25 protein-coding genes, 1 tRNA gene and 1 pseudogene are annotated in these 25541 nt (G+C 55.0%); 19 read left to right on the top strand and 8 right to left on the bottom strand.

Annotated elements, in window-relative coordinates:
- The first annotated feature begins 92 nt into the window (after window positions 1-92).
- From FKM52_RS19165 to FKM52_RS19105, 13 genes and pseudogenes are all read left to right on the top strand, one after another.
- Complete coding sequence (locus FKM52_RS19165) at window positions 93-683, top strand: recombinase family protein (RefSeq protein ID WP_141177758.1); 591 nt, start codon at window positions 93-95, stop codon at window positions 681-683.
- 69 nt (window positions 684-752) lie between these two features.
- Window positions 753-1922: a phage tail sheath protein gene (locus FKM52_RS19160; protein WP_141177757.1), complete on the top strand. Its 1170-nt coding sequence runs from the start codon at window positions 753-755 to the stop codon at window positions 1920-1922.
- Between the two features lie 12 nt (window positions 1923-1934).
- A complete protein-coding gene (locus tag FKM52_RS19155; RefSeq protein WP_141177756.1) occupies window positions 1935-2447 on the top strand; it encodes a phage major tail tube protein in 513 nt (170 codons plus the stop codon).
- A gap of 59 nt (window positions 2448-2506) precedes the next feature.
- The gene (locus FKM52_RS19150) at window positions 2507-2803 is read left to right on the top strand and encodes a phage tail assembly protein (RefSeq protein ID WP_141177755.1); all 297 of its coding nucleotides are present in this window, start codon (window positions 2507-2509) and stop codon (window positions 2801-2803) included.
- 14 nt (window positions 2804-2817) lie between these two features.
- The gene (locus FKM52_RS19145; RefSeq protein ID WP_141177754.1) at window positions 2818-2940 is read left to right on the top strand and encodes a GpE family phage tail protein; all 123 of its coding nucleotides are present in this window, start codon (window positions 2818-2820) and stop codon (window positions 2938-2940) included.
- Entirely contained in the window at window positions 2933-5104 is a 2172-nt protein-coding gene (locus FKM52_RS19140) for a phage tail tape measure protein (RefSeq protein WP_181407957.1), read from the top strand. Before FKM52_RS19145 ends, FKM52_RS19140 begins: the two co-directional genes overlap by 8 nt.
- 3 nt (window positions 5105-5107) lie before the next feature.
- Window positions 5108-5605, top strand: coding sequence for a phage tail protein (locus tag FKM52_RS19135; protein ID WP_141177752.1), 498 nt, complete (start codon window positions 5108-5110; stop codon window positions 5603-5605).
- 5 nt (window positions 5606-5610) lie between these two features.
- Window positions 5611-6753 carry a phage late control D family protein gene (locus tag FKM52_RS19130; protein WP_141177751.1) on the top strand — a complete coding sequence of 381 codons (1143 nt, stop codon included), beginning with the start codon at window positions 5611-5613 and terminating at the stop codon, window positions 6751-6753.
- Between the two features lie 84 nt (window positions 6754-6837).
- Window positions 6838-7056, top strand: a complete 219-nt coding sequence (locus FKM52_RS19125; RefSeq protein ID WP_141177750.1) for an ogr/Delta-like zinc finger family protein — start codon at window positions 6838-6840, stop codon at window positions 7054-7056.
- 275 nt (window positions 7057-7331) lie between these two features.
- Window positions 7332-8006: pseudogene (locus tag FKM52_RS19120) on the top strand (hypothetical protein); the annotation flags it as partial.
- 117 nt (window positions 8007-8123) lie between these two features.
- Entirely contained in the window at window positions 8124-8348 is a 225-nt protein-coding gene (locus tag FKM52_RS21750) for a hypothetical protein (RefSeq protein WP_181407958.1), read from the top strand.
- 236 nt (window positions 8349-8584) lie between these two features.
- Entirely contained in the window at window positions 8585-9022 is a 438-nt protein-coding gene (locus tag FKM52_RS19110; RefSeq protein ID WP_141177748.1) for an STM2901 family protein, read from the top strand.
- A gap of 5 nt (window positions 9023-9027) precedes the next feature.
- Window positions 9028-9345, top strand: coding sequence for a DUF1493 family protein (locus tag FKM52_RS19105; RefSeq protein WP_141177763.1), 318 nt, complete (start codon window positions 9028-9030; stop codon window positions 9343-9345).
- Between the two features lie 105 nt (window positions 9346-9450).
- Here the strand turns inward: FKM52_RS19105 and FKM52_RS19100 are convergent.
- A tRNA-Ile gene (locus tag FKM52_RS19100) sits at window positions 9451-9526 on the bottom strand.
- A gap of 220 nt (window positions 9527-9746) precedes the next feature.
- Here FKM52_RS19100 and mug point away from each other — a divergent pair.
- Window positions 9747-10265, top strand: coding sequence for a G/U mismatch-specific DNA glycosylase (gene mug / locus FKM52_RS19095; RefSeq protein WP_141177747.1), 519 nt, complete (start codon window positions 9747-9749; stop codon window positions 10263-10265).
- A 183-nt stretch (window positions 10266-10448) separates the two neighbouring features.
- Here the strand turns inward: mug and rpoD are convergent, their stop codons facing one another.
- The 3 genes from rpoD to rpsU all read right to left on the bottom strand — a co-directional run bounded on the left by rpoD (window position 10449) and on the right by rpsU (window position 14647).
- Window positions 10449-12293 (bottom strand): RNA polymerase sigma factor RpoD, encoded by a 1845-nt coding sequence (gene rpoD, locus FKM52_RS19090; RefSeq protein WP_141177746.1) that lies wholly within the window; start codon window positions 12291-12293, stop codon window positions 10449-10451.
- A 271-nt stretch (window positions 12294-12564) separates the two neighbouring features.
- Complete coding sequence (dnaG, locus tag FKM52_RS19085) at window positions 12565-14310, bottom strand: DNA primase (protein ID WP_141177745.1); 1746 nt, start codon at window positions 14308-14310, stop codon at window positions 12565-12567.
- Window positions 14311-14431: 121 nt separating this feature from the next.
- Window positions 14432-14647, bottom strand: a complete 216-nt coding sequence (rpsU, locus tag FKM52_RS19080) for a 30S ribosomal protein S21 (RefSeq protein WP_001144069.1) — start codon at window positions 14645-14647, stop codon at window positions 14432-14434.
- Between the two features lie 301 nt (window positions 14648-14948).
- On the opposite strand from rpsU, the gene tsaD reads away from it, so the two are divergent.
- Window positions 14949-15965 (top strand): tRNA (adenosine(37)-N6)-threonylcarbamoyltransferase complex transferase subunit TsaD, encoded by a 1017-nt coding sequence (gene tsaD, locus FKM52_RS19075; protein WP_141177744.1) that lies wholly within the window; start codon window positions 14949-14951, stop codon window positions 15963-15965.
- A gap of 471 nt (window positions 15966-16436) precedes the next feature.
- On the opposite strand, the gene FKM52_RS19070 is transcribed toward tsaD, so the two are convergent.
- Together FKM52_RS19070 and plsY are read right to left on the bottom strand one after the other, a co-directional pair.
- Window positions 16437-16646: a hypothetical protein gene (locus tag FKM52_RS19070; RefSeq protein ID WP_141177743.1), complete on the bottom strand. Its 210-nt coding sequence runs from the start codon at window positions 16644-16646 to the stop codon at window positions 16437-16439.
- A 307-nt stretch (window positions 16647-16953) separates the two neighbouring features.
- Window positions 16954-17553 carry a glycerol-3-phosphate 1-O-acyltransferase PlsY gene (gene plsY, locus FKM52_RS19065; protein WP_141177742.1) on the bottom strand — a complete coding sequence of 200 codons (600 nt, stop codon included), beginning with the start codon at window positions 17551-17553 and terminating at the stop codon, window positions 16954-16956.
- 107 nt (window positions 17554-17660) lie between these two features.
- Between plsY and folB the strand changes: the two genes are divergently transcribed.
- The gene (folB, locus tag FKM52_RS19060) at window positions 17661-18020 is read left to right on the top strand and encodes a bifunctional dihydroneopterin aldolase/7,8-dihydroneopterin epimerase (protein ID WP_141177741.1); all 360 of its coding nucleotides are present in this window, start codon (window positions 17661-17663) and stop codon (window positions 18018-18020) included.
- A gap of 167 nt (window positions 18021-18187) precedes the next feature.
- Window positions 18188-19006, top strand: a complete 819-nt coding sequence (gene bacA, locus FKM52_RS19055) for an undecaprenyl-diphosphate phosphatase (RefSeq protein WP_141177740.1) — start codon at window positions 18188-18190, stop codon at window positions 19004-19006.
- Window positions 19007-19055: 49 nt separating this feature from the next.
- On the opposite strand, the gene FKM52_RS19050 is transcribed toward bacA, so the two are convergent.
- A complete protein-coding gene (locus FKM52_RS19050; protein WP_141177739.1) occupies window positions 19056-20282 on the bottom strand; it encodes a multifunctional CCA addition/repair protein in 1227 nt (408 codons plus the stop codon).
- 185 nt (window positions 20283-20467) lie between these two features.
- Window positions 20468-21088: a TIGR04211 family SH3 domain-containing protein gene (locus tag FKM52_RS19045; protein ID WP_141177762.1), complete on the bottom strand. Its 621-nt coding sequence runs from the start codon at window positions 21086-21088 to the stop codon at window positions 20468-20470.
- Between the two features lie 207 nt (window positions 21089-21295).
- Here FKM52_RS19045 and FKM52_RS19040 point away from each other — a divergent pair, with 207 nt between their 5' ends.
- Entirely contained in the window at window positions 21296-22600 is a 1305-nt protein-coding gene (locus FKM52_RS19040; protein ID WP_141177738.1) for a CYTH domain-containing protein, read from the top strand.
- A gap of 19 nt (window positions 22601-22619) precedes the next feature.
- Window positions 22620-25478, top strand: coding sequence for a bifunctional [glutamate--ammonia ligase]-adenylyl-L-tyrosine phosphorylase/[glutamate--ammonia-ligase] adenylyltransferase (glnE, locus tag FKM52_RS19035; RefSeq protein WP_141177737.1), 2859 nt, complete (start codon window positions 22620-22622; stop codon window positions 25476-25478).
- Window positions 25479-25541: the final 63 nt, after the last annotated feature.

The raw sequence follows: 25541 nt of genomic DNA, 5'->3' as shown, positions 1-25541 counted from the left end.
GCTTCCCCCAAACCAACCAAAAAATGAAAGAAAGCCCTGGCCATAGAAAGCGTCACGCTGGCACAATTCTTGCTATTTGGACGAGGTATACCGTGCTGATTGGCTATATCAGGGTGTCAACAAATGACCAAAACACCGATTTACAGCGAAGTGCATTGCTTAGTGCAAAATGTGAGCTGATTTTTGAAGATAAAATAAGCGGAAAAGTATCGGAACGGCCAGGGTTGAAGAAAGCGCTGCGTACTCTTCAAACCGGCGATACATTGGTTGTATGGAAATTGGATCGGCTTGGAAGAAGTATGCGACACCTGGTGATGCTGACCGAGCAGCTACGTGAACGTGGTATTAATTTTCGTAGCCTGACGGACAGCATCGATACCAGCACGCCGATGGGCCGCTTCTTCTTTCATGTTATGGGAGCGCTGGCCGAAATGGAGCGTGAGCTGATCGTTGAAAGAACGCGCGCGGGACTGGCGGCGGCGCGTGAAAAAGGACGAATAGGCGGCCGGCGGCGCATTATGACGCCCGAAGTAGTCAGTCGGGCGGAAAGAATGCTGATGAATGGGGCTACGCTGCATCAAATATCTCTGGTGTGCGAGGTATCCATCAAAACGCTCTATCGCTATATTCCCGCCGAAAAGCAGCGTACTTTGCGAAAGTTCAGTTCAGCCAGCGATCAGTAAACGCTAATGGCATGCATCCCCTGGGCTGAACTGTCAATCTGATTGCACCCATAACACGGAGTGCATCAGATGTCTGACTATCATCACGGTGTCCGCGTCGTCGAAATCAACGACGGAACGCGCACCATTTCTACCGTATCAACAGCCATTGTCGGCATGGTCTGTACTGCAGAAGATGCCGACGCTACGGTTTTCCCGCTTAACGAGCCAGTGCTGCTAGCTAACGTACTTTCCGCTATCGGCAAAGCCGGTAAGCAAGGGACGCTGGCAGCCGCTCTGCAGGCGATCGCCGACCAGGCAAAACCGGTCACCGTCGTCGTGCGCGTGGCGGAAGGCGAAACCGCAGCGGAAACCACCTCCAATATTATCGGCACCACCGATGAGAACGGACGTTACACCGGCATGAAAGCGCTGCTAAGCGCGCAGACGCAGCTTGGCGTTAAACCGCGTATCCTTGGCGTACCGGGCCTTGATACGCTGGAAGTCGCTACCGCGCTGGCCAGCATCGCGCAGCAGCTGCGCGCGTTCGCCTATGTGTCAGCGTATAACTGCAAAACTATCTCTGAAGCGATGCGATATCGTGAAAACTTCAGCCAGCGTGAGCTGATGGTTATCTGGCCCGATTTTATCGCCTGGAACACCGCGACCAGTCAGCCGGAAACCGCCTATGCCACCGCGCGCGCGCTGGGCCTGCGTGCCAAAATCGATAACGATACCGGCTGGCATAAAACCCTGTCTAATGTTGGCGTTAACGGCGTGAGCGGCATTTCCGCTTCGGTTTTCTGGGATCTACAGCAAACCGGCACTGATGCTGACCTGCTTAATGAAGCATGCGTTACAACGCTTATCCGCAAAGATGGTTTCCGCTTCTGGGGCAACCGTACCTGCAGCGACGATCCGCTGTTCGCCTTTGAAAACTATACCCGTACCGCGCAGGTGATTGCCGACACCATGGCCGAAGCGCATATGTGGGCTACGGATAAGCCGCTAACGCCGATTCTGGTGCGTGAAATCATCGCCGGCATCAACGCGAAATTCCGCGAGCTGGTCAGCGCCGGCTACCTGCTGGGCGCGTCGTGCTGGTACGACGATACCGCTAACGATAAAGAGACCCTGAAAGCGGGCAAGCTCTTTATTGATTACGACTATACGCCGGTGCCGCCGCTGGAAGACTTAACTCTGCGCCAGCGCATCACCGACCGCTATCTGGCGAATTTCGCCGCATCTGTTAACAGCTGAGGAGCCGGATAAATGGCATTACCCCGCAAACTGAAAGGGCTGAACCTTTTCAATGATTCAAACAGCTATCAGGGCGTGGTCACCGCGGTGACGCTGCCGAAGCTGTCACGCAAGCTGGACGCCTTCCGGGCTGGTGGTATGAACGGCGCCGCCTTTATCGATAACGGACTGGACGACGACGCGCTTGATATGGAGTGGACGATCGGCGGCATGGATGAACTGGTGCTGAAACAGTGGGGCGCCAGCGCGGCGGTGCCGCTGCGCTTCACCGGCTCTTACCAGCGTGACGATACCGGCGAAGAGATCGCCGTGGAGATTGAGGTGCGCGGCCATCACCAGGCATTTGATTTCGGCGAAGCCAAACAGGGTGAAGATACCGAAACCAAAATCACCACAAAAAATACCTACTTCCGGCTCACATGGAATGGCAAAGAGCTGATTGAAATCGACACCATCAACATGATTGAAAAAGTGGACGGCGTCGATCTGCTGGAACAGCGCCGCATTAACCTTGGCCTGAACTAACCCGGATGCCAGCGCCCGGCGCTGGCACTGCTTAAAACTGAACAGTGTGAGTAAAACAGATGGAACAGAATGAAAACATCATTGAGCTGGAATCCCCGCTGAAACGTGGGGAAACCGAAATCCGCCAGATCGAAGTGATCAAGCCTACTGCCGGCGCCCTGCGCGGCGTGCGCCTGGCCGATCTGTGCGCTTCAGATGTGGATGCGCTGCTGACCGTGCTGCCGCGGATCACCGTGCCGTCGCTGACGAAAGCGGAGTGCCTGGGCCTGGATCCGGTTGATCTGATTGCATTGGGCGGCAAGGTGATCGGTTTTTTGTCAGCGAAATCGGAAGCCTCAAGTGGCCCCGAAGCCTGACCGTCAATGATTTGATGGCCGATATAGCGGTCATTTTTCACTGGCCCCCTTCTGAAATGTATGAAATGTCGCTGGTCGAATTGCTCGACTGGCGGCATAAAGCCCTGTTACGCAGCGGAGCAAACCCGGATGAGTAGTTTCCTCAATACGGAGGCGCTGTTGGCGTCGGTGAAACAGGCATCACGCCCGTTTCAGGCCGTCGTGAAACAGACCCAAAAACTGATCGACAGCATCCGTAAAATGAAGGATGGCATACTGTCTTTGAATAAGCAGGTAGCGAATATCAATGGCTTACGCTTGCCCGATAATTATGCGTTCCTGTGGGAGCTGGAACAGAGCTATCAACGGCAGGCTCAGCAACAGGAGCGATTGAATAAAATTCAGGATCGCTACCGTAAAAGCCAGCAAATAGCAGCAAAAATTCGTACTGGCAGCAGCGCCGCATTAAATATTGCGGTCGATGGCGCGCAAAAGGCATCGAAGGTTTTACGCCCCGGCTATGACTTTGCCGAAGCAAGTAACAAATTACGTGTAGCGACCGGGCTGGATAAAACGTCGGCAGATTTTAAGGCCCTGCAGATGCAGGCGCGCAGCATCGGTGATTCCACGCCGCTTTCTGCCGGCGATGCCGCGCATGCACAAACCGTGATTGCAAAATCAGGCGGCAGCGTTGCTGATATCATGGCGGCCACGCCGGTGACCGTAGGGATGTCGCTGGCGAACGATCGTTCCCTGGAAGAAAATACGCAGCTGCTGCTACGCACCAGAGATGCTTTTGGCATGGCGAACAGCCAGCTTGCGCACCTGGGCGATGTGCTGTTCGCCACGCTAAAAGATGGCTCGACAGGTTTTGACGATCTGAATGAGGCGCTGGCTCATATCGCGTCGGTAGCAAGTGAGGCGGGCGTCAGCGTGGAGCAGACTTCCGCAATGCTCGAGGAGCTGGCGAAAAGCGGCATTACCGGCGGCGCGGCCGGAGCAAGCCTGCGCGCCATGATGCTTAGCGTACAGCAGCCGTCCGATCGGGCAAGTACCGCTCTGCATTCGCTGGGCGTGCAGACCGTTGATAGCGCAGGCAACCAGCGTCCATTCTTCACCATTCTCAAAGAAATTGAAGGCGCCTTTGAAAAGAACCAGCCTGGCGCCTCACAGCAGGCTGAATATCGCCAGGCTATCTTTGGCGAGACGGCGGCGCCGGCTGCCGCAGCCTTGATGAAATCGGCATCTGGCGGTCAGCTGGATAATCGCACCCGATATTATCAGCAGGCGGACGGCAGCACGGCTACGCAGTTAGCCATGCAGCAGGACAGTCTTGGCGGCGATATCAGCAAGCTGGAGTCAGCCTGGGAGGCCATCGGCACCAATCTTTATGTTTCGCTCGAAGGCAGCCTGCGCCAGCTTACGCAGGGCGTAACGAAATTTTTAACTACCGTCAACGACTGGGTAGAGTCTAATCCGGAACTGGCGAGCGGCATCGCCAACGCCGCTGCTGCGGGCATCGTACTGGCTGGCGCGCTGGGGGGAATTGGACAGGCTGTCTGGCCGGTATTAACGGGCATCAATGCCATTATAACCGGCGCTGAAATGCTGGGAGCGATTATTGCTGGCGTCGGCGGGGGCATAACCACGGTAATCGGCGGGTTAACCTTGCCTGTCGTCGCCGTTGTGGCCGCTCTGGTGGGCGGGGCGCTGCTGGTGCGTAAATATTGGGAACCAATCGGCGCTTTTCTTAGCGGGGTGGGGGACGGCTTTATCGCTGCAATGGAGCCTTTGATCGAGGCTTTTAACTCTCTGAAACCGGTTTTTGCATGGTTTGGCGATAAAGTGAAGGCGCTGTGGGATATGTTCAGTAAGTTGCTGGAGCCGGTAAAATCGACGCAGGAAGAGCTGGCCGCTGCCGGAGATATCGGCAAAATGTTCGGCGAGGCGCTGGCCAGGTCGTTGATCATTCCAGCCAAAACGCTGGAATATCTGATGAAGGGCGCCAGCTGGTTTATGAGGATGCTCGGCGCCGTTAAGGAAGAGCCTGCCGATAGAAAAAATCCTTTACCGAATCCGGATACGCCAGCACCTGATGGCTCCTCCTATTTTGCTCCGCCGCAGTTAACGGCCTACAGCCCGCTGACGGGCGCGGCGTTCAGGCAAAACTCGCAGGAAAATACCTTTAACAGCAATTACATAATCAATACTCATCCGGGTATGTCCAGAGATGAAATCGTCGCAATCATGAGGCAGCACGAGGAACAGGAGCGGTTTAACGCTCTGAGTCGTCAGCGCGCCAGTATGAACTGGGGGACATAAAGTATGTTAATGATTTACGGCATGCTGCCTTTTATCCAACAGACGTTGCCTTACAGCACTCTGACGCGTTCTAACGCTTACCGCTGGGCAGATAACGCTCGCGTTGGAGAGCGTGCAGCGTCACAGTTTCTTGGGCCGGGCGATGAAACCATTAAAATCAATGGCGAACTGCGCCCGCCGCTTATCGGCGGCACGGCATCTCTGGTAACGCTTAAGCTAATGGCGGATAACGGACGAGCCTGGCCGTTGATTTCCGGCAACGGCTTAATTTATGGCATGTACGTTATCCAGAGCATTAATTCAACCTATACCGAGCTGTACCGTGACGGCAGCGCCCGCAAGATTTCATTTGATATGACGCTGAAGCGCGTTGATGAATCCCTGATTACCCTGTTCGGCGATCTGAAGGATCAGGCGGTAGAAACTCTGTATAAGGTGCGCGATAAGGCGCTGGATGCCGTAAACAGCGTGACATCGTCAATAAACGGAGCAGGGAGCTAAATAGCATGAGCGACCTTAGCCGGTTACCGGTCCAGATCGGGACGCTGCTGGCGCCTGATTTTCTGATAGAGATTAATAACCAGGACGTCACTACCCAGTTTCGCGAGCGCCTGATCGAGCTGAAGCTAGAGGATAAGCGTGGTTTTACCGCCGATCTGCTGAATATTTCACTGGACGATACGGACGGACAGCTGGCGCTGCCGCCGCGCGGCGGAATTATTAAACTGTTTATTGGCTGGAAAGGGCAGGAGCTGCTGAAGAAAGGCGAATATACCATTGATACGGTTACACATAGCGGCACGCCGGATAAACTATCGATTACGGCCAGCAGCATTGACTATCGTGGCCGGATGAACGTTCGTCGCGAGGCGTCGTATCATGAAACCACGCTGGAGGCGGTAGTCAAACAGGTGGCGGAGCGTCAGCGGCTCCGGCCGGTTGTTGCCGAAAAATTTAAGCATATTGCGATAAAGCATATCGACCAAACGCAGGAAACGGATAGTGCATTTATCACACGCCTTGCTTCGCTGTATGGTGCGGTGGCGGTTATCAAGATGGCAAGCCTGCTTTTCTTCGAGCCAGGCGGTGCCGTGACGGCAAGTGGTAAACCTGTTCCTCCTCTGTCTTTAGCCCGTCACGACGGCAACGCGCATAACTTTAGTATTGCCGATCGGGGCGCCTATACCGGCGTGGTAGCCCGCTGGCTGGATACGAAGGATACGCAACCGAAGCAGGTAACCCTGCAGCGCAAGAGCAAGGGGCAGAGTAATACCGCAGGTCAGCAGGGAGATAACAAGAGCCAGACAGCGGCAGCCACCGATCCGGAAACTTACCTGATGGGCAGTCCGCATAACGTGCTGGTATTGCCATCAATTTATAAAAATAAAGAAGATGCGGTAAGCGCTGCAAAAGCGAAGTGGCAGGAGTTACAGCGCAGCGTGGCAACCTTTAGCCTGACATTGGCGAACGGGCGTGCCGATTTGATTCCGGAAATGCCGGTTAAAGTCAGCGGGTTTAAATCTGTTATTGATGCTCAGCCCTGGCTGATTGAGTCTGTCGAACACCGCATCAGCAGCAGTGGCTATACAAACAAGCTGTACCTGGAAGCGGTAACCGAAAGAATCGAATATGAGGTTATCGAAGAGTAGGTGATTCACAATAAGTGTATTTTTTTGCCAATTTTGGTATTTTGCGGTATTAATAATTGGTGATTACTACAGGGAGATACCTTAATGATGCATTGTCCGCTTTGCCAGAACGCCGCCCATACCAAAAGTAGCCGCTATATCTCGCCGGAAACGAAAGAGCGGTATCATCAGTGCCAGAATATTAACTGCAGCTGTACTTTTAAGACGCATGAGACCGTCTCCGGCGTGATTGTTACGCCGGGATTGATCAACGAGGTGCCCGAACATACGGGTGAAGAGAAACAATATGCGTCAGGCAGTTAAAGGCCACCGATGAAGCCCGCGAAAGCGGGTTTTTTTATCGAGAAAGAAAAGCAAATGCGGAAGGTCTGCTGCCATTTTATAGTTATTCGGCAGGCTATAAAAAAAGCTACCTTCTACCGATCTGGCGAACGGCATCAACCGGGCGGAAGCGCTTCATCTTGATAATTTTATGAGTACGTTTATCACGTGCAGATTCCACCAGCTTCTCTATATATTAAGCGGCGGCAATTACATTTTTGCCCGGCGTTTAGTGCGCGGCATCTGTCTTTGTGGCTGGCACGCTGGTAGAAGTGGCGTTTACCGACGGGCGCCCGGACAAGCCGTTTATTCGTCGGACGCTGGCGCAGGGAAACAGCCTGCCGGACATTAAATCCGGTGAGCAGCTACAGCAGCAGCGCGAAGGCGTGTCACAACGCGTGACGGTGGCGGGAGACTGGGAACGGCAGACGGACCAGGCAATCCGCGAAAATTCCATGAGCTGGGTTATCGTTGCTGATGATGAGACGCGCCAGCTGGTCGCGCGCGAAACTACGGTACAGGCGACAGATAAAACTACGGTACTGGGAACCGCCAGCCTGATGGCCGGGGCCGTGCAGCAGATTGCCAGCGGCGACTACTCGCTGGCGAGCGGCGGCAACATGGTCACCAGCGTGACGAAGGACGCCAGCCTGCAGGCGGGCGGCAACCTCATGGAGAAGACAGGCCAGCTGCGGCAAAGCATCGCGGGCGCCCGGCAGGAAATTATCGCGCCGGTGGTGTGGGTCGGCAGTCAGTCGATTAACGTGATGCAGCTGATGCTGGACACGCTGGACGTTGTGCAGCAGCTGGCGCAACAGACGGCCAGCCACACCCATAGCAATACGGGCGCGCCGCAGAATGCCAGCGCTATCAGCGCGACCGGTGCCAGCGCCGCAGGATTGCAGATGAAATATAAACCCGTTATCGGATAAAAATCAGATCGCAGCACCGACAGCCCGCATTATGGGGGCTTTTTTTATGCCAGTAAAACGTAGCCAGCGCCCCCATACGGGGCGCTTTTGCTTACAGGCGGCACCGCATGGCATTAAATGGATCGTGCTGCTACGTCCTCACCAGCGCAGCGACAGCGCCACGAAATCACGAAGGAAGTGACGAAAACGGCACTACACCGCACCCGCCTGCGGTTTTTGGATCATAAAAATTTTTCAGTTTTCTTTTTTTACAAAACGCCCCGCCAGCCCGCGCTGCCGCTGGGCTTCTGCGGAAAAACCGCAACTGAAATGAGTGAAACGAATTACAGTTTTTTTCAGTAAACCGGATCATATTTAAAATAACATTAAAATATAACTTTTTGATTTTTAAATTTTTATTTTGAATTACGTGGATCGTTTCGGGCTGGTGCCCTGTGTGGAAAAATTTAGAAACCAGCTATAGCAGGGATTTAGATGAGATTCGGTAGTCAAATCTATAGCAATGTTCCCGTAGGTAAATAGCTTATGTAAATAGCCATAATTATGATAGGGAATTCATCATATTACAGGTGGATTGTATGGACACAACAGAGCAATTAAACGGAAAGTATTTTTTTGATGGAATGAGTGTCGATAAAGAAGAGCTGATTTTCTGGCTAATCCTGGATGAGTTCAGAAAACGATTTGAAATCATTGATGTGCTGGCTGTTGCCTCAATGCTGGCAAGCCTACCGGTCATACCTGTTCGCGGTAAGCTGGATGCCAAACGAGCTACAAGAGGGACCAGCCCAATTTCATTGGCATCGCGTACGTTGATACAGGCGAAATTTAAGCGCCCACATAAAACCATAACCTGGGCGCAATTACTTCGTGGAAACTGGGCTTATACAACCAGCGTAGGGGCATATGTTGGGCGCTGGGTGCCCTGGCTGGGTGCAGCTTTGACTTTATACGATTTAAACGTGATTACTCAAAACGTCATTCACCGTTATAAATTAATAACAGGGGGTAAGTGACAAATATGTGTAAAGCTAAAGCAAATTACGTCCATACGTTGCTAAAAAAATACTTTTGGGAAATGACAGATGACACCTCATTGAGTACAGGGGACCGTCCTGTTTTACCTGAAGAAGCCGCAGATTTTTTAAATGAGTATGCAGCTGCGTTAAACGTCGATATGACTCATTTCCATTTCAACCGGTATTTTCCGCGCGAAGGCGTACCGTTCCTGCCAAATGCTGTTTTGCCCGCCTTTATGCGCACAGAACATCATGCGCCAAAGCCGCTAACCGTAGCGATGTTGATTGCCAGTGCTGAAGCGGGACGCTGGGTCGACTAAGCATCAGATTTTTTCTTCTGCGACACTTTTGCGACACTATGAAAAGCCAAATAAAAAAGCCACCCTTGAGAGGTGGCTTAATTATATGATTTTAAAGTTAAAATTTGGTGGCCCCTGCTGGACTTGAACCAGCGACCAAGCGATTATGAGTCGCCTGCTCTGACCACTGAGCTAAGGGGCCTTGTGATGCGGGATTATAAAGTAACTTGTCGGGGCAATCCAGCTATCGCTTACCGGTTGACGCTTTTTGCAGCAATTCAATCAATTGAAAAATCTTCGTTTCTTTACCGCAGGCACAACAATGAGAAACGTCCTGAAAGCCGACATCCCTGTTCTGCGGTGCCGCTTGTTAAACAATGAGCCATAATAAAGCCATGCTGATAAACAACAGGAGTACAGGGATGAGTGAGCATGACATTACCGATATCATTGCACCCGGCCTGCGGGTGGTGTTTTGCGGCATTAATCCGGGCAAATCTTCCGCCCACACCGGCTATCATTTTGCTTACGCCGGCAATCGTTTCTGGAAAACGCTCTGGCTTGCTGGCTTTACGGAACGGCAGCTGATGCCGGAAGAAGAGCAGCATCTGCTGGATACCCGCTGCGGCATCACTATGCTGGTTGAACGTCCGACGAAAGAGGCCAGCGAGCTTTCCAGCGGTGAACTGCGCGCAGGGGGAAAATTATTAATGGAAAAGATGCTGCGCTATCAGCCGGCGGCGCTGGCAGTGCTGGGAAAAGACGCCTACAGAAAAGCATTCTGCCAGAACAAGGTAGAGTGGGGCAGGCAGGAGGCGACAATTGGCGGCACAGAGATTTGGGTGCTGCCTAATCCCAGCGGATTAAACCGCATTACTCAGGAGAAGCTGACCGAAGCCTACCGTGAGCTGGAATCGGCGCTGACGCTGCGCGGGCGTTAGCTCCGGCGCTTCAGGCCGGCCCCGATCGGTAACTTCATCTGCGGGGAAATTTTGCCTGTTCCAGGCGCCGGTCCCGATTAGTAACTTCATCTGCGGGTAGATTTTGCCTGCTTCAGGCGCCGGTCTCAGCCAATAAAAAAGCCTCCCGCAGGAGGCTTAATATGCCTGGCAAGGCGGGGTAGCTTAGTCGTCCAGGAAGCTGCGCAGCACTTCTGAGCGGCTTGGATGACGCAGCTTACGCAGCGCTTTCGCTTCAATCTGACGAATACGTTCACGGGTAACGTCAAACTGTTTGCCGACTTCTTCCAGCGTGTGGTCGGTATTCATATCGATACCAAAACGCATACGCAGCACCTTCGCTTCACGGGCGGTTAGCCCGGCCAGCACGTCGTGCGTCGCGGAGCGCAGACTTTCGGAGGTGGCGGAATCCAGCGGCAGTTCCAGCGTAGTATCCTCGATAAAATCGCCCAGATGCGAATCTTCATCATCACCAATCGGCGTCTCCATGGAGATCGGCTCTTTAGCGATTTTCAGCACCTTACGAATTTTATCTTCCGGCATCAGCATGCGTTCCGCCAGCTCTTCCGGCGTCGGCTCGCGGCCCATCTCCTGCAGCATCTGGCGGGAAATACGGTTGAGCTTGTTAATTGTCTCAATCATATGCACCGGAATACGAATAGTGCGCGCCTGATCGGCGATGGAGCGGGTAATCGCCTGACGAATCCACCAGGTAGCATAGGTAGAGAATTTATAGCCGCGGCGATATTCAAACTTATCTACCGCCTTCATCAGGCCGATATTGCCTTCCTGAATAAGATCGAGGAACTGCAGGCCGCGGTTGGTATATTTCTTGGCGATTGAAATAACCAGACGCAGGTTTGCTTCCACCATCTCTTTTTTGGCGCGACGCGCTTTAGCTTCACCGATCGACATGCGACGGTTGATATCTTTTACCTGTTCAATGGTCAGGCCGGTCTCTTCCTCGATCTGCATCAGCTTCTGCATGCTGCGCTGAACATCTTCTTCCACGTCGCGCAGTTTTTCAGACCAGGGTTTGTTCATCGCCAGCGCGGCCTGGAACCAGGTTTCGCTGGTTTCATTGCCGGTAAACAGCGTGATGAAGTTCTTCTTCGGCATTTTGCACAGTTCAACGCACAGCTTCATGATGATGCGCTCTTGCGTACGCACGCGATCCATCATTTCACGCATGTTGTTGACCAGGTAGTCAAACTGCTTCGGCACCAGACGGAACTGTTTAAAGACTTCCGACAGTTTTTGGATCTCTTCAATCGCATCCGCGTGGCTGCGGCCTTTGGCTTTAATCGTCAGACGCGTAGCTTCGTACTGATCGCGCAGCTCGATGAATTTCTCACGCGCCAGCTCAGGATCGATGCTGTTGTCGTCATCGCTGCTGTCGCTGTCGTCATCTTCATCTTCGTCGTCTTCATCGTCGCGCTCTTCTTCAGAGAGCTCAGAGCCAACGTGGGTAGCGGTCGGAGCGAGATCCTCCTCGGCGTTAGGATCGACAAAGCCGGTAATCAGATCGGAAAGACGTGACTCGCCGGCTTCAACGCGATCGTACTGCTCCAGCAGGTAAGTAATGGCTTCCGGGTATTCGGCAACGGAGCACTGTACCTGGTTGATACCGTCTTCGATGCGTTTCGCGATGTCGATTTCGCCTTCACGCGTCAAAAGTTCTACGGTACCCATCTCGCGCATATACATGCGCACAGGATCGGTAGTGCGTCCGATTTCAGACTCTACGCTGGATAACACTTGAGCTGCCGCTTCAGCTGCATCTTCGTCCGTGTCGGCGCTGTTTTCGTTCAGCATCAGATCGTCGGCATCAGGCGCTTCTTCTACTACCTGAATGCCCATGTCGTTGATCATCTGGATGATGTCTTCGATCTGATCGGAGTCGACGATATCTTCCGGCAGATGGTCATTGACCTCGGCATAGGTCAGATAGCCTTGCTCCTTACCACGGGTGACAAGCAGCTTGAGCTGTGACTGCGGGTTTTGCTCCATAAGACGGTATCCACACTTCTGTTAATTTGATTGGTGTCGGGTCAGCCATAAGGGCCAACAATAACAGTTGAAGGCGTTTGGATTATTGCCGCTGCCCTCGTAGCGGCTTGTCAGGATCTGCCTGAGTATATATCGGCACTTAAGCCGCGAAAGTTTGCTGTGAGACTGGTCATGCTTATGCGGTTGCGTTCCGGCCTGCGCGGTGTATGCTACTAGTGGCGCGGTGCCGGGGCGTTGATAACGTCTCTCAATATCAACGCGATCGCTAAATCTATTTCTTTGCCAGCGCCTGGCTGAGCGAGCGCACCTCTTCCCGCTCTTCCGGGGTGAGGCCATGCGTTCTGGAGCGGGCGATGAGCGCTTCCAGTCGTTGCTCCAGGGCGGAATCATACATTTTCGCCAGGGAGTCCTGAAACATCGCGTCGACTTCCTCATCTACGATCATGTGGTTCCATGTTGCCAGCGTTTCAAGGTGCTGGCTAAAATTTGTTCCGCGATATAACTCTAGTAGCTGGCCGGTGGTCAGGCCAGGGGTTGCGTTGCAGCTGTTCACCAGCTCCATAAACAGCGGCAGCCCCGGCATATTCAGCTGCTCCAGCCCCTGTAGCGAAGGTACCATCGCCGCCAGGCGCGGATTCTGTACCAGCAGACCCACAAGTATACGCATGGTGGTGCGTTTTAGCTGCGGCGCCACCGGCTGCATGCCGCTTTCGGCCTGCTTCGGCAGCAGTTTTTCCAGCTGCCTGTCATCCAGAATGCCGAGCATATTGCCCAGCTGCTGGCGCAGATAGATGCGCAGCGTTTCGCCGGGAATCTGGCCTATCAGCGGCAACGCCAGCGTACTCAGGCGCGTTCGTCCATCTTTAGTGCTCAAATCCACCTGGGGCAGCAGCGTATCAAACAGAAAGCTCGACAGCGGCATCGCCTGATCCATCCGCGCCTCGAACGCCGCCTTGCCCTCTTTACGAATCAGCGTATCCGGGTCTTCACCGTCGGGCAGAAACATAAAGCGTAGCTGACGTCCGTCATTCATGTAAGGCAATGCGGTTTCTAAAGCACGCCATGCTGCTTCACGTCCGGCGCGATCGCCGTCATAGCAACAGATCACGTTATCGGTGCTGCGAAACAGCAGCTGAATATGATCGGCCGTGGTGGAGGTGCCCAGCGAGGCAACGGCGTAATCCACGCCAAACTGCGCCAGCGCCACCACATCCATGTAGCCTTCGACAACTAATAGCTTTGCAGGTTCGGCATGCTGTTTCTGCGCTTCGTACAGGCCATACAGCTGGCGGCCTTTGTGGAAAATATCGGTTTCCGGCGAGTTGAGATATTTTGGCGTGCCGTCACCCAGCACGCGTCCGCCGAAGCCGATAACCCGGCCTCGCTTATCGCGAATAGGAAACATCACGCGATCGCGGAAGCGATCGTAGCTGCGTCCCTGATCGTTGGTAACCAGCATTCCCGCGTCCGTCAGCGACTGACGATCTTCAGGATTACGGCCAAAGCGCTTTAGCGCATTATCCCAGCCGGGCGGGGCGAAGCCGATAGCAAAGTGCGCAATGACTTCATGACTTAACCCGCGCTGATGCAAATAGGCGCGCGCTGATTCCGCCTGCGGCTGGTTCAGCGCCTGCTGATAAAAATCGGCCAGGCCGGACATCAGCTGATACAGGCTTTGGCGCTGATGGCGTTCCAGCTGGCTTGGGCCGCTGCCCGCTTCGTAGGGCACTTCCAGGCCATGCTGCGTCGCCAGCTCTTCAATACTTTCGACAAATTCCAGACGATCGTAATTCATCAGGAAATCGATCGCGTTGCCGTGCGCGCCGCAGCCGAAACAGTGGTAGAACTGCTTCTCGCCGTTAACGGTGAAGGAAGGGGTTTTTTCGTTATGGAAAGGACAGCACGCGTGGAAATTCTTACCCTGCTTCTTCAGCTTAACGCGGGCATCGATCAGGTCCACAATGTCCGTGCGGGCAAGTAAGTCATTGATAAATACGCGTGGAATTCGTCCGGCCATAAGCCCCGTTTTCTTCGCTCATAAACGAAAATAAGCCGCGCTTCCTTCCGGAAAGCACGGCCTCTAACTTGACTCTGTCTGCGTTTAACACGCGGTGGAAGCGCGGTGCTTCCGGAAGAAATTAGTACAGACGAGTGCGGCGTGCGTTTTCGCGAGCCAGTTTCTTGGCGTGACGCTTAACAGCAGACGCTTTAGCGCGCTTACGTTCGGTAGTCGGTTTTTCATAAAACTCACGACGACGAACTTCAGCCAGAACGCCTGCTTTTTCGCAGGAACGCTTGAAGCGACGCAGTGCTACGTCGAACGGCTCGTTTTCACGTACTTTAATTACCGGCATGTAACTCTCACCTCGATAAAATTCGGTCTTTTGCTGACATCGGCGTCAGCTCATTTCAAAATGGTGCGGAATTTTACAACAATAGCGGCTGCGTTGTAAAGCAACATTGAGCGATGCAAACCAACAGCGGGCCTGGCCGCTGCCGATTTTTTGCAGGCGGAAGAGTATAGCGTAAAGCTTTTATCGTCGTTCAAAGTTTTTTCGCTTTTTGCTCATAAAAGAGACAGCGCCTGATAAAAGCGCGTCAGAGTCGCGATGGGCTGTGATACACTGCGCGCCGCAACTGAGAGGTAAAGCAACCATGCGCGTTCTGGGTATTGAAACATCCTGTGATGAAACCGGCGTCGCCATTTATGACGATCGGGCCGGTCTGCTCGCTAATCAACTCTATAGTCAGGTGAAAGTCCATGCCGATTATGGCGGTGTGGTGCCGGAACTGGCTTCGCGCGATCACGTGCGTAAAACAGTGCCGTTAATTCAGGCTGCGCTGCAGGAGGCGGGGCTGACGGGCAAAGATATTGACGCGGTTGCCTGGACCGCCGGCCCTGGTCTGGTCGGCGCGCTGCTGGTCGGCGCCACTATCGGCCGCTCGCTGGCTTTCGCCTGGCAGGTTCCTGCCGTGCCGGTGCACCATATGGAAGGGCACCTGCTGGCGCCGATGCTGGAAGATAATCCGCCGCAGTTTCCCTTTGTCGCACTGCTGGTATCCGGCGGACATACCCAGCTGATTAGCGTTACCGGCATCGGCGAGTATCGCTTGCTGGGCGAATCTATTGACGACGCCGCAGGCGAAGCCTTCGATAAAACCGCCAAGCTGCTGGGGCTGGATTACCCCGGCGGGCCGATGCTGTCGCGTATGGCGCAGCAGGGAACGGCGGGGCGCTTTACGTTTCCGCGCCCGATGACCGACCGGCCAGGGCTGGACTTCAGCTTTTCCGGTTTAAAAACCTTTGCCGCCAATACCATTCGCGAGAACAGCGACGATGCGCAAACCCGCGCCGATATCGCGCGCGCTTTTGAAGATGCGGTTGTGGATACGCTGGCGATTAAATGTAAACGCGCGCTGGATCAAACCGGTTTTAAACGGCTGGTGATGGCGGGCGGCGTCAGCGCCAACCGAACGCTGCGCCTGAAGCTGGCGGAAATGATGCAGGCGCGGGGCGGCGAGGTTTTTTACGCCCGTCCTGAATTCTGTACCGATAACGGCGCGATGATCGCCTATGCCGGTATGGTGCGTCTGAAAGGCGGTACCCGCGGCGATCTTAGCGTCAGCGTGCGTCCGCGCTGGCCGCTGGCTGAACTGCCGGCGATTGCCTGAGCAGGACGTTGTCGTCGCAACGCAACCATTCGGCTCCAAAGGGCTGGCTCTGATAAGCGGCCGCCCTTTTTTGTTATGACGTTAGCGAATTATCCGACAGCCTGTTCAGGCGTTATGGCGTTTGCTGGTTTGTTCGTTCAGCCCTTGTTAACGCCGTTACCTGATGCAGAAAAAGCAACAAATTATATTGCTGGTTCGATTATCGTAGCGGATAACAAAGTCAATTTCTGCTGAGCTTGCTTAGCAACATCGGATAAATAGCATTTCCATCCCGCGCATTAAAAAGAGTCAATCTGTTCCGACTCAATTCCTTTTTTAATTTTTTCTAACGCAGGAAAATAGACAGCGAAGAGAAATCATGAAAGTTATAATCGTACCGGCCTCGCCTGTAGCGTCAATAAACGAGGCCGGATAACTAACGTCGATACACTGGCAGCAGCAATTCGGCGTAGCGTATTCACATTTTTCCGATTAAGGTTTGCCGGCGCCCACCATGAAGCCGGGAGGCGTCAGTTCAAAGCCAAACAGTTTAGCGATGGGGTTCAGAAAATCATAAATTGCGTTCTTAACGATATCTAAAACTTGCTGCCATTCAGGTACGTCGTTATGTATTTTTCCATCCTCGCCCAGATAAGCGCCGCCGCTGACATGATTGATTTCACGTGTAGTAAGATTTCTCATTTTGTTTTCCTTGTATACTGGTAGTGAGTTACTTGTAAAACAAAACCACCTTAATAAAATAAGCGACGCTTACTATCGTAAAAATTTTATTTGCGGACGAAACGGGAATAAACAGAAATATAAACTACCTTGCCAGTCAGTTAAATATTTCCCTGCGTGCATCTTTGATGGCGGCACCTGTGTTGGCCGGATGATTGAGCTTAACGAATAAAGGGCGGAAAGTGATTATTTTTTGCCTTCACTAAGCATGCTTCCCGCCTTCCTGATTTGCCAGCCGGCGTGAAATATGCCCGAAAATAAAATAATCTTAAGGTTTACGCTTTTTCTTCCAGATTTTCGACTCCTGCCCGCGCCACAGCCGCTGAATATTATCATGATGGCGTAACAGGATCAGACAGGAAAGCATCGCTACCGGAAAGGTAAACTGCGGTTTAAACCACCAGACATAGAAAGGCGCGATGAGCGCGCTGACAATAGCGCCCAACGATGAATAACCGCTCAGCAGCACGGTCAACAGCCAGGTTCCGGTCATCAGGCCGGTCAAATCCCAGCCAATAGGCGCGATGGCGCCCAGCGCCGTGGCCACGCCTTTGCCGCCGCGAAAGTGAAAGAAGACAGGATAGATATGGCCCAGACAGGCGGCGATCGCCGTCAGACCAAGATAAACCGGAGAAACGCCCATTGCGTAAGCCAGCCATACCGGCAGCATCCCTTTCAGGATATCAAACACCAACACCGCCGCCGCCGCGCCTTTACCGCCGATGCGCAGTACGTTCGTGGCGCCGGGATTGCCTGAGCCGTTATGACGCGGATCGGGCAGGCCGGCAAGCCGGCACACCAGGATGGCGCTGGAGACAGAGCCGCACAGATACGCGAAAATAATCATACCAAGCGCGATTGCACTCATAACACCGTTCCGTTTCGCAAGGGTCGTTTTAGTCTCATCATCTGTGGATAATACGCATAATTTGCCGGAAGTGGTATCCGGTTAACGTAAAAACAGAGACTGCCATCATGGATATCGTATTTATAGAACAGCTGTCGGTGATCGCTACCATTGGCGTTTACGACTGGGAACAAACTATCCAGCAAAAACTGGTTTTCGATGTCGAAATGGCATGGGATAACCAAAAAGCGGCGGCCAGCGATGATGTAAAGGATTGCCTGAGCTATGCCGACGTTGCCGCTCTGATTATCGACCACGTTAGTCAGGGGCGCTTCGCGCTGGTGGAAAGGGTGGCGGAAGAGGTTGCCAGCCTGCTGCTGACCCGCTTTGCCACGCCCTGGGTGCGCATCAAAGTCAGCAAGCCAGGCGCCGTGGCCCAGGCTGCGCAGGTCGGCGTGATTATTGAGCGCGGCGCCCGTCAGCGCTAGCGGGGACTATTCTGAAATAGATCCAATGTGATTGCTATCACAGTGAAACCGAACCACATTATGGCTGTCATATAGCTGGCGCAACGCTGAGTTGGCATCTTTTCTGGCGGTTACGTTTTGAACGTCCGCCTTTTTCATGGCTTAAACATTAGGGTAGAGGACTTTTGATGGCAGATATTCATCAGCTCTGGGTGGCTGCAATCCTTGGCATTGTCGAGGGGCTGACAGAGTTTCTTCCTGTCTCATCCACCGGACATATGATCATTGTTGGACATCTGCTGGGTTTTGAAGGCGATAAGGCAGAAACGTTTGAAGTTGTGATTCAGCTTGGATCTATTCTCGCCGTAGTGGTTATGTTCTGGCGGCGGCTGTTTGGCCTGATTGGCATCCACTTTGGTCAGGTCAGGCATGAAGGCACCGGAACCGGTCATCTTACTCTGATTCATATTCTGCTGGGGATGGCGCCCGCGGTGGCGATCGGGCTGATCCTGCACGATCAGATTAAGTCGCTTTTTAATCCGGTCAACGTGATGTATGCGCTGATCGTCGGCGGCGTGCTGCTGCTGGTGGCGGAATATCTGAAGCCGAAGCAGCCGAAAGCGCCGGGTATCGATGACATCACCTACCGTCAGGCCTTTATGATTGGCTGCTTCCAGTGTCTGGCGCTCTGGCCGGGCTTTTCGCGTTCCGGCGCGACCATTTCCGGCGGGATGCTGATGGGCGTCAGCCGCTACGCTGCCTCAGAGTTCTCCTTTATTCTTGCCGTACCGATGATGATGGGCGCTACCGTTCTCGATCTGTATAAAAGCATGGGTTTTCTGACGCTGGAAGATTTGCCGATGTTCGCCGTCGGCTTTGTTACCGCATTTGTCGTCGCGCTACTGGCGATTAAGTTCTTCCTGCATCTGATTAAGCGCATCTCCTTTGTGCCTTTCGCCATCTACCGTTTTATCGTTGCCGCTGCGGTTTATCTGGTTTTTGTCTGACGCTGCGCGCTATTAAAAAAGGAGGCGCCGGCGCCTCCTTTTTTATTGCTCAGCGCCCGCTGGCGCGCCAGTTCTCCAGCGCCGCCACCCGCCGCCGGGTCAGCTCCTCGCGCACCTGAACGCCCTGAAAGCCAGCCTCGATCACCGCTTTGGTCGACACCGCCAGCGCCGTGCGGAAAGCTTCGCGCAGGTAGGCGCCCTGCGGATAAGGGTTATTTTCCCAGCCGGTGCGCCCGCGCGCATCCGCCTCGCTGGTTTGCGCCAGCTGCTCAACGCGCAGCGGCTTACGCCAGGCGTCGATACGATCGAACAGGGCGATTAGCCGTTCTGCCGGCTGTTTTTCAATGGTGTGCACCATATCGTGAAACTCAGCGACCAGCATGGCGAGATCGCGTAGCTGATTAGGAATGCGCAGGCGCCGACAAAGCTCCGCTACCAGCGGTACGCCTGCAACGCCGTGCCCAGGATGGCTCGGCCATTTTTCCGGCGGCGTCAGCCCCTTGCCGACGTCGTGACAGAGCGTGGCAAAGCGCACATCCGGCTCCGGCGTTAGCTGAGCCGCGATCGCCAGCGTCATTAGCGTATGTATCCCGGTATCGATCTCCGGATGCCATTTCGCCGGCGCCGGAACGCCAAACAGCTTATCGATTTCCGGGAAAAGCACTGCCAGCGCGCCGCAGTCGCGCAGTACCTGAAAATAGACCTGCGGATTACGGGCGCGCAGCGCGTTCTCCGTCTCTTTCCAGACGCGTTCGGCGGTTAAGTCGCCGAGCTCGCCGCTGACGACCATCTGACGCATCAGCGCCTGGGTCTCTTCGGCGATGCGAAAGCCGAGATGTGCGTAACGGGCGGCAAAGCGCGCCACGCGCAGCACGCGCAGCGGATCTTCGATAAACGCCGCTGAGACATGACGCAGCAGACGTTTTTCCAGATCTTCGCGTCCGTGGTAAGGATCGATATAGTTGCCCGCCTCATCCTGCGCGATCGCATTGATGGTTAAATCTCGCCGCTGTAGATCCTGCTCCAGCGTGACATCGGGCGCCGCCCAGGTGACAAAACCGGTGTAGCCGCTGCCCGTTTTGCGTTCGGTACGCGCCAGCGCGTACTCTTCCCGGCTTTCAGGATGAAGAAAGACCGGGAAATCGCGCCCCACCTGCTGATAACCCTGTTCCAGCATCATCTCAGGCGTAGCGCCGACCACCACCCAATCTTTGTCTTTGACCGGCAGCTTAAGTAAACCATCGCGCACCGCGCCGCCGACAAGATATGTTTTCACTAAGGGACTCCAGAATTCATTCAGTTAAATATCAGGCGTACCGGCATCGGAATTCCGAGCGGCAGCTTACAACCTGTGCCGAACAGTTATTCTGGCACAACCATCGCGGAATGACGGACATGCCGACAACAGGGCCGCCTGGATGCCCTGTTGCCGCGATCGCTGAGATGGGAAAAAACGGCTGGTTAATTCATCCAGCGGTTGTTTTTCTTCCGACGCGGAATCATGTGCGGCAGCAGCAGGCCCAGCAGTAAGCCTACCCCGGCAACGCCGCCGCCATACATAAACCACTGCATGATGATGGTACGCTGTTTATCATCCAGCTGCACATTCGCCGCGTTAACCTTCTTCTGTGCGACGATCAGCTGATTTTTCAGCTGCTGATTCTCTTCCTTCAGGCCGTTAATCACACTATCGCTGGCCGCGACTTTCTTTTGCATATCCGCCGTGCGCTGGTTCCAGCTGTTGTCGATATTGGCCAGCTTATCGGTCAGATCTTTTACCTGTTTTTCCAGCTGCGGCACGCGCGTACGCAGGCTGGGTTCGGCGCTCAGCTGCGCCAGCGGGATCCAGTTGGTTTTGCCTTCCGCATCGCGGATTTGACCATACTGGCTCTGGCTGTTGGTCTGCAACAGCGTGACCTGTTCCCCTGCGTTCAGTTTGCCGACCAGGCGATACTGATCGCCGGGACCGCTGCGAACCCAGGTGGATAACTCATCGGAAATATAACGTTTCTCTTCGGCGTGGGCGGGCAAAGTAACGCTGAATGTCAGCAAAGTCAGAGCAATAAGGTGTGATTTATTCATTCGATGTCGTTTTTTCATGTGTTCCGGAAAAATTTTAGGGCACAGTCTGGATAGGCTACGCACAAATCTGAATGAGAACTATCCTGGTCTCAGACTGATGCGGCAACGCTCGCGAATACATAATAAAGCAGAGACAGCTGAGGGTTATCTGCATTACTCTTCGGCATATTCCTGAAATCTGCGCCAGTGAAAGATGAATAAAAAAATATGACCATTGAAATCGAGTTAAAGTTCATTGCAACGTCTCAGGCGGCGGATCGGCTTGGCAGCCAGCTGGCTGCATGGCCTCACCAGCACAGCGCGCCGATTGCATTGACCAATATCTACTATGAAACGCCCGACAACCAGCTGCGCCGCTGGGATATGGGGCTGCGTATCCGGGGCATCGATGAACGTTATGAGATGACCCTGAAAACGGCAGGCCAGACCATTGGCGGCCTGCATCAGCGCCCTGAGTATAACGTTGAGCTTACCCGGCCGGAACTGGATATTGCGCGCCTGCCGGCAGAAATCTGGCCTGAAGGGTGCGATATCGGCGTGCTGCAGCAGCAGCTGAAGCCCTTATTCACCACGCACTTCGTGCGTGAGCGCTGGCTGGTCAGCTATGGCGCAAGCGAAATCGAAGTCGCGCTGGATCGGGGAGACATCAGCGCGGAGGGGCTAAGCGAGCCGCTGCATGAAATCGAGCTGGAGCTGAAGCAGGGCGCGCTGGCGGACGTGCTGGCGCTGGCTGCGGAGCTGGGCAAAGCGGGCGGGCTGCGTCTCGGCAGCCTGAGCAAAGCTGCGCGCGGCTACTGGCTGGCGCAGGGCAAACCGCTCCAGCCGGTACGTCCGTTACCGCTGTTACAGGTGAAGCCGAAGGCGACGATTGAAGAAGGAATGCAGGCGGCATTCAGCCTGGCGCTGAGGCACTGGCAATATCATGAAGAGCTGTGGCTGCGTGGCGAGGCGGCGGCGCAGGACGCGATTCTGGACGCGCTGGAAACCGCCCGGCAGGCTTTTGCGCTGTTCGGCGCGCTGGTGCCGCGCAAGGCCAGCAGCGCGCTGCGGCGGCAGCTGACCGCCCTGTTTGAGGAGCTGGAACAGAAACAGCCGGACGCGCAGTCGCTATGCTACAGCCCGCTCTGGCTGGATGCCCAGCTAAGCCTTACCGGCTGGCTCAGCAGCGCCGGCTGGCGGCCCTTTACCACGGCGAAAAATGCCGAACGGCTGCAGGGATCGTTTAAACGCTTTGCCGATATTATGCTGGGGCGCGTGGCTGCCGATCTCAAGGAAACCTTCGGCACGATACGTCAGCACAATGAGTATCAGGATAAAGCAGTGCGCCTGACGCGCCAGCTGCTGGCGGTTCATCTGCTGGCGGGCGCTTATCCGGCCGCCGAGGTAGAGGGCTGGCTACAGGCCTGGCAGCAGCTGGCGCAGGCCATTTATAGCCGCCGGCAGCATGAGCTGGACGCGCTATGCCGTCAGGCGCTCAGGCAACCTGCGTTTTGGCTTAACGGCAAGGTCTGATTAAGGTTAAGGAGAAGTGATGTTGCCAACCTTTCACGGCACGCTGCCCGCGCTACTGCAAACGCAGGCGGAAAAAGCGGCGGAGCGATTAAACCGCCCGCTCACGTCGCTGAGTATGCAACAGCAGGGAGTGCTGGCGTTTAGCGATTTTATTACCGATAACCTGCTTCAGCAGCCGGAATGGTGGCGACAGCTGGAGCAGGATCCGCCGCAGCCCGACGAGTGGCGTCACTATAGCGACTGGCTAAGCGATGGGCTGCAGACGGTCAGCGACGAGGCGACGCTAATGCGTCAGCTGCGCCTGTTCAGACGACGCATTATGGTGCGTATCGCCTGGATGCAGGTCACAGGCGAAAGCAGTACGGAGGCATCGCTGCGACAGCTAAGCACGCTGGCGGAGGCGCTGATCGTCGCCGCGCGCGACTGGCTATGGCAGGCGTGCTGTGTTGAATACGGCACGCCGTGCAACGCCGCCGGCGAGCCTCAACCCCTGTTGATTCTGGGCATGGGCAAGCTGGGCGGCGGCGAACTGAACTTTTCTTCCGATATCGATCTGATTTTTGTCTGGCCGGAAAACGGCGTGACCCGCGGCGGGCGCCGCGAGCTGGATAATGCGCAATTTTTTACCCGCCTGGGGCAGCGGTTGATCAAAGTGCTCGACCAGGCGACTGCGGACGGCTTTGTGTATCGTGTTGATATGCGTCTGCGTCCCTTTGGCGATAGCGGGCCGCTGGTGCTCAGCTTTGCCGCACTGGAAGATTACTATCAGGAGCAGGGGCGCGACTGGGAGCGCTACGCAATGGTGAAGGCGCGGCTGATGGGCGACAGCGACGATCGCTGGAGCCAGGAGCTGCAGCAAATGCTGCGCCCCTTCATCTATCGGCGCTACATCGATTTCAGCGTGATTCAGTCACTGCGCAATATGAAAGGGATGATCGCGCGCGAGGTGCGCCGTCGCGGTTTGAAAGACAATATTAAGCTGGGCGCCGGCGGTATTCGCGAATGTGAATTTATCGTACAGGTCTTTCAGCTGATCCGCGGCGGGCGCGAACGTTCGCTGCAGCAGCGCTCGCTGCTGCCCACGCTTGCGGCTATCGAAGAGCTGAACCTGCTGGCTGAGCCGCAGGTCAGCGCGCTGCGCGCGGCCTGGTTCTTTTTACGTCGCCTGGAAAACCTGCTGCAAAGCATCGCCGACGAGCAAACGCAAACGCTGCCGGCGGATGCGCTGAATCAGGCGCGTCTGGCCTGGGCGATGGGCTTTAGCGACTGGCCGGCGCTGCTGGAAGCGCTGGAACGGCAGATGGCGCAGGTGCGGCTGATCTTTAACGAGCTGATCGGCGAAGATGCGCCGGAGAGTGCGGAAGAGAACGAAAGCCGCGAAATGTCCGAGCTGTGGCACGATAAGCTGGATCAAAGCGATCTGGATACGCTGCTGACGCAGCTTGATGAATCGGCAAGGCAGCGCCTGTTCCGCACCCTGAATGATTTCCGACAGGATGTTGATAAACGCACTATTGGGCCGCGGGGAAGGCTGGCGCTCGATCAGCTGATGCCGCGTCTGCTGAATGAGGTTTGCGTGCGCGTCGATGCCGATCTTACCCTTGAGCGCCTGATACCACTGCTGCTGGGCGTAGTGACCCGCACCACCTATCTGGAACTGCTGACGGAATCTCCCGGCGCGCTGCAGCAGCTTATTCGCCTGTGCGCCGCTTCGCCGATGATCGCCAGCCAGCTGGCGCGCTATCCGCTGCTGCTGGATGAACTGCTTGATCCCGCCACGCTTTATCAGCCTACCGCGACCGATGCCTATCGGGATGAGCTGCGGCAGTACCTGCTGCGGATCCCGGAAGAGGATGAAGAGCAGCAGCTGGAGGCGCTGCGTCAGTTTAAACAGGTGCAGCAGCTGCGTATCGCCGCCGCCGATATCGCCGGTACGCTGCCGGTGATGAAAGTCAGCGATCATCTAACCTGGCTGGCGGAGGCGATTATCCAGGCGGTGGTGCAGCAGGCGTGGCATATGATGGTTCAGCGTTACGGCAAACCTTCGCACCTGCAGCAGGAGGATCGCGGCTTCGCGGTGGTCGGCTATGGCAAGCTGGGCGGCTGGGAGCTGGGATATCTCTCCGATCTCGATCTGGTTTTCCTGCACGATTGTCCGATAGATGCCGTTACCGACGGCGAACGGGTGATTGACGGACGCCAGTTCTACCTGCGCCTGGCGCAGCGGGTAATGCATCTGTTCAGCACCCGCACCTCGTCCGGTATTTTATACGAGGTAGATGCGCGCTTACGGCCTTCCGGCTCCGCCGGTATGCTGGTCAGCACTATGGACGCGTTCGATGAGTATCAGCGTAACGATGCCTGGACCTGGGAGCATCAGGCGCTGGTGCGGGCGCGCATCGTTTATGGCGAACCTTCGCTAAGTAAACGCTTCGAGGCTATCCGCCGCCATACGCTCTGCCTGCCGCGCGAGGCGGCGACGCTGCAAACCGAAGTGCTTGAAATGCGTGAAAAAATGTACGCTCATCTCAGCCATAAGCATAAGGGGCGCTGGGATATCAAAGCTGACGAGGGCGGCATTACGGATATTGAATTTATTACTCAGTATCTGGTGCTGCGCTACGCCGCCGAAGCCCCGGCGCTAACGGGTTGGTCAGATAACGTGCGCATACTTGAGCTGCTGGCGCATCATGACAAAATCTCCCAGCGCGAGGCGGATGCGCTAACGCAGGCTTATGTGACGCTGCGTGACGAGCTGCATCACCTGGCGCTGCAGGAGCAGGCAGGACATGTCGCGCCGGACGCCTTTATGCGCGAGCGAGAGATCGTGCAGGAGAGCTGGCAGCGCTGGCTGCTGGTTTCGCCAGCGAAAGCCTGACGAAAGCTGCGCGCGCCGCGTTTTGACGCAGTTATGCTATTATCGCGCGCAATATTTTACTGC

This window comes from Mixta tenebrionis, assembly GCF_006517625.1.
Lineage (GTDB): Bacteria > Pseudomonadota > Gammaproteobacteria > Enterobacterales > Enterobacteriaceae > Mixta > Mixta tenebrionis.
This window is presented reverse-complemented; position numbering and strand designations above follow the sequence as displayed.